This window comes from Streptomyces sp. 150FB (genome assembly GCF_000818195.1).
Classification (GTDB): Bacteria; Actinomycetota; Actinomycetes; order Streptomycetales; family Streptomycetaceae; genus Streptomyces.
Window position 1 is genome coordinate 343,039 of the sequence record NZ_JTHL01000001.1, and the last position, 3,340, is coordinate 346,378.

At 70.7% G+C, this 3,340-nt stretch carries 4 protein-coding genes; all 4 read right to left on the reverse strand.

The features are described from left to right. The coding region (locus QR77_RS45705; RefSeq protein ID WP_150130335.1) for a hypothetical protein at positions 1-190 on the reverse strand (190 nt) is incomplete at its 3' end. 188 nt (positions 191-378) lie between these two features. Continuing rightward, positions 379-1,539 carry an NAD-dependent formate dehydrogenase gene (locus QR77_RS01245; protein ID WP_040019262.1) on the reverse strand — a complete coding sequence of 387 codons (1,161 nt, stop codon included), beginning with the start codon at positions 1,537-1,539 and terminating at the stop codon, positions 379-381. 141 nt (positions 1,540-1,680) lie between these two features. Further along, on the reverse strand, positions 1,681-2,649 hold the full coding sequence (locus QR77_RS01250) for a LysR family transcriptional regulator (protein ID WP_040019263.1): 969 nt from the start codon (positions 2,647-2,649) through the stop codon (positions 1,681-1,683). 28 nt (positions 2,650-2,677) lie between these two features. Next, positions 2,678-3,340: TOBE domain-containing protein (locus QR77_RS48060; protein WP_040019264.1), on the reverse strand; the 663-nt coding region annotated here is incomplete at its 5' end.

Here is a 3,340-nt window from a genome sequence, read left to right on the forward strand (position 1 = left end):
CTCTGCCCCGGCCGCCCGCCGGGGCGGGCGGCAGGTGCGACGCGCGTAGCGGCGGGACGACCAGGACGACCTGTTCGTCGTAGACGTCGCGCAGCTCGCCCGCCAGCCGATGGGCCAGCGTGTCGTCGCCGCACACGATCATGTGACCGCCGGGGAAGCCGAGTTGTACCTGGTGAGGAAGTGAGGACACCCCTCCAGTGTGCCGAAAGGGTCCATGGGCATGACACAGCGGCCCCGGCCGTGGACGATGGCCGGGACCGCTGATTCCGTGTCAGGCCGGAATCCGCGTACGGACGCCGGAGCCTGCCGTGACGCTCCGCGGGCCTTCTCCGGACCGGATCCGGGCTGATCCCCGGCCGCTCCCGACCCGTTCCTGGCTTACTTCTTGACGGAGTAGGAGTGCGCGCCGACGCCGGCGAGCGCGCCCTTCTCGACGATCAGGTACTCGTCACGGATCGGGCGGCCCTCGAAGTAGCTCTCCAGGATCTCGCGCGTTCCGGCCGCGTAACGGGCCTGCGCCGACAGCGAGGTGCCCGAGATGTGCGGGGTCATGCCGTGGTGGGGCATGGTCCGCCACGGGTGGTCCGCCGGGGCGGGCTGCGGGAACCACACGTCGCCCGCGTAGCCGGCGAGCTGACCGCTCTCCAGCGCGCGCACGATCGCGTCACGGTCGGCGATCTTGCCGCGGGCCGTGTTGATGAGGTAGGTGCCGCGCTTCATCGTCGCGAGCAGCTTGTCGCCGAAGAGGCCCTCGGTCTCGGGGTGCAGCGGCGCGTTGATGGTCACCACGTCGCAGTGCGGGACCATGTCCTGCGTGCTCTCGTGCCAGGTGAGGTCCAGCTCCTGCTCGACGGCCTCCGGCAGACGGTGGCGGTCGGTGTAGTGCAGCTTCACGTCGAACGGCGCGAGGCGGCGCAGCACGGCGAGGCCGATGCGCCCGGCGGCGACCGTACCGACGTGCATGCCCTCCAGGTCGTAACTCCGGGAGACGCAGTCGGCGATGTTCCAGCCGCCGTCCAGGACCGTCTGGTAGGAGGGCAGGTAGTTGCGTACCTGCGACAGGATCATCATCACCACGTGCTCGGCGACGCTGATGCTGTTGGAGAAGGTGACCTCGGCGACGGTCAGGCCGTGGGCGACGGCCGCGTCGAGGTCGGTGTGGTCGGAGCCGATACCGGCGGTGACGACCAGCTTGAGGTTCTTCGCCTTGGCGATCCGCTCGGCGGTCAGGTACGCCGGCCAGAACGGCTGCGAGATCACGACATCCGCGTCCACCAGCTCGCGGTCGAAGACCGAGCCTTCTCCGTCCTTGTCGGAGGTGACAACGAGGGTGTGGCCCTGGGACTCCAGGTAGCTGCGCAGCCCCAACTCACCCGAGACGCTGCCGAGCAGCTCACCGGGGGTGAAGTCGATCGCCTTCGGGGTGGGCGCGGTCTGGCCGCCCGCGTAGGTCTCGATCTTCGGGACGTCGTCACGGGCGTACGACGTGGGGTATCCGTCGATCGGGTCGTCGTACAGCACGCACAGCACCTTTGCCATGACTGCGGCTCCTCATCCATTGGTTCGGGGATGCCTCCACAGTGCTCTTGACCAGCGATGACCGCAAAGCGAAAGTTTCTATGCCCGGATAGCCGCTGCCTATGCCCGTGCCCGTGCTTCTGCCGGTGCCCGCGCCGCAGTTCACGCCGGTGCCTGCGCCGCGCCGTCCGCGGGCGGCAGGACCGGGTGCAGGTAGGTGGCGAGGAGGTCGTCGAGCGCCTCCCGTACGCCCGCTTCCCTGGCGATCTCCAACAGGGCGCGGGAGAGGACCGGTTCGGGGGACCTGTCGGCGATGACGAGGCCGACGCGGGGGCCGTGCGCGGGATTCTCCAGCGGGACCACCCGCATGCCCTCCGGTACGCCGAACATCTGGAGCCACGCGTGCGAGATGACGCTCGACCAGTGTCCGGAGGCGAGGTGCGCGTAGAGGCCCGCCACGGTGTCGGTCTCGATGGCGGGGGTCACCGCCGTCGCGCCGTCGGATGCGAAGTACTCGTCCATGATGCGGCGGTTGCGCATCTCGGGCGCGAGCAGGCACAGCGGCTGTACGGCGATCTCCGCCCAGTGCGCGACCGGCTGCCCGGCGAGCGCCCCGTCGTGCGGGGTGAGCAGCAGGTAACGCTCCTCGTACAGCGGGGTCTTGCGTACCTGCCCCAGGGCGTCGTCGTCCAGATAGGTGAGCGCGATGTCGAGTTCGAACGAGGCGAGCCGCTGGTTGATCTCCCGTGAGGAGAGCGAGGAGAGCGAGACCCGGGCCTGCGGGTGCCGTTCGACGAACGGTGTGGTGAGCAGGGTGGCCGCCGTGAGCGCGGTGGGGATGGCGCCCATCCGCAGGGTGCCGGCGAGGCCGCCGCGCATCGCGGAGAGTTCGTGGCGCAGCGCGTCGCGCTCGGCGAGGATGCGGTGGGCCCACAGCAGGACCCGTTCGCCTTCGGGGGTGAGTCCCTCGAAGCGCTGTCCGCGCCGCACTATGGGGACGTCGAGTTCGTGTTCCAGCTTGCGTATCGCGGCGGACAGCGACGGCTGGGACACGAAGCAGGCCGCTGCGGCGCGCGCGAAGTGCCGTTCCCTCGCGAGGGCGACCAGGTACTCCAACTGACGCAGCAGCATCGTTCGCTCCCCTGCTCCCGTGGTCCCTTCACAGGGCCACGAGCGTGACCTCGGTGGCTTTCACGCTGGTCCACACGGATGTTCCGTCGGCCAGCCCCAGTTCGGCGGCGGCGCCGGGCGTGATCTCGGCGACCAGGTCGGGCGCCTCGCCCGACACGATCAGCACCCGCAGCCTGCTGCCGGCCGCTGTGATCTCCCGTACCGTCCCCCGCCAGACATTACGTGGGCTGCCGCCCGGTCGGTCCCGGTGTACGGAGACTGCTTCCGGCGCGATGATCGCGAGTGCCGACGCACCGTCGGGAAGCGGCTCAGCGACGACCAGGCGTCCGCCGCCCGCGAGGGCGAGTCCGCCGGGCCCGAACGTCCCCGGCCAGGCGTTGCGGCCGAGCATCCTGGCGACCCAAGGGGAGCGCGGGTTGCGTGTCACCTCGGTGGGCGGCGCGTCCTGGAGGGCCCGGCCCTCGTCGAGTACGAGGACCCGGTCGGCCAGTGAGACGGCCTCCACGGGGTCGTGGGTGACGATCAGGCAGACCCCGCCGAAGCCGTCGAGATGCCCGCGCAGGGTGTGGCGCACCTGCGCGCGGGTGGTCTGGTCGAGCGCGGCCAGCGGTTCGTCGAGGAGCAGCAGCCGGGGCCGGGCGGCGAGCGCCCGCGCGAGGGCGACGCGCTGTGCCTGGCCGCCGGAGAGCTG